The 1,399-nt window shown below is 67.9% G+C and carries 1 protein-coding gene; it reads left to right on the top strand.

The features are described from left to right. Positions 1-144 precede the first annotated feature (144 nt). Positions 145-1,374 (top strand): IS110 family transposase, encoded by a 1,230-nt coding sequence (locus AB0H43_RS38935; RefSeq protein ID WP_360008699.1) that lies wholly within the window; start codon positions 145-147, stop codon positions 1,372-1,374. The last annotated feature ends 25 nt before the right edge of the window (positions 1,375-1,399 follow it).

The following is a 1,399-nucleotide window of genomic DNA, read 5'->3' as shown; positions in this document are numbered from 1 at the left end:
TGCCGGTGGTCGGAAGACATCGACCACTGATGGGATGTTGTGCCCGCCGAGCTGCGGCGCGAGCACTTGATCATTAGGCTGCCGGCCGTCTTCCGCAGGCTGCGACGTTTCGTGCCGTCGAGCGCGTGGGGAGGACGCGTCATGCTGCTACTGGTAGGCGACGACTGGGCCGAGGACCACCACGACATCGAGATCCAAGACGAGACCGGGCGTCGGCTGGCCCGGGCCAGACTGCCCGAGGGCATCGCCGGGATGGCTCGGCTCCATACGTTGATCGGCCGGCAGATCGGCGACCTGGACGAAGCCGACGTGCACGTCGTGGTCGGCATCGAGACCGAACGCGGGCCGTGGGTCCAGGCACTGGTCGCGGCGGACTATCAGGTGTATCCGATCAACCCGCTCAAGGTCGCCCGCTACCGCGAACGCCACGTAGTATCCGGAGCCAAAAGCGACTCTGGCGACGCACACACCCTGGCCGACATGGTGCGCACCGACCGCCACCAGCTGCGGCAGATCGCCGGCGACAGCGACCTGTCCACCGCGGTCAAAGTGCTGACCCGAGCACACAAGACACTGATCTGGGACCGCACCCGCCATGTCCAGCGGCTGCGGCATGCGCTACTGGCCTTCTTCCCCGCCGCCCTCGAAGCATTCGACGACCTGGACGCCACCGACACCCTCACGCTGCTGTCGGCCGCACCGGACCCGCTGACCGCGGCGGCGTTGACCGCCGAGCAGGTCAGCGACGCGTTGCGGCATGCCCGTCGCCGCGACGTGCCCGGCCGCACCGCGAAGATCCTCACCGCGTTCGCCGCCGAGCACCTACGCCAACCAGTGGTGGTTGCCGGCGCCTACGCCGCAACGGTCCGCACGCAGACGGCGATCCTGACCCTACTCAACACCGAGATCACAACCTTGGAACAGCAGGTGCAGGCGCATTTTGGCCAGCACCCGGACGCTGAGATCTATCGCAGCCAACCTGGCCTGGGCATGCTGCTGGGCGCCCGGGTGCTGGCCGAATTCGGAGACGACCAGGCCCATTACCGCGATGCCCGCGCCCGCAAGAACTACGCCGGCACCAGCCCGGTCACCCGCGCATCCGGCAAGACGAAAGTCGTCCTGGCCCGCCATGTCCACAACGACCGGCTCGTCGACGCCCTGATGTGGCAGGCGTTCGCCGCCCTCACTGCCTCACCCGGCGCCCGCGTCTACTACGACCGGCAACGCGCCCGCGGCAGCGGACACCGCACCGCACTACGCCAGCTCGCCAACCGACTCGTCGGCATCCTGCACGGCTGCCTCAAGACCAGCACGCCCTACGACGAAGCCACCGCCTGGACCAGCAACCAGCAAGACCAACAACTCGCCGCTTGACAGTCCAGCCGCATGGGATGTCTAA

The organism is Hamadaea sp. NPDC050747 (assembly GCF_040654195.1).
Taxonomy (GTDB): Bacteria; Actinomycetota; Actinomycetes; order Mycobacteriales; family Micromonosporaceae; genus Hamadaea.
This window is presented reverse-complemented; position numbering and strand designations above follow the sequence as displayed.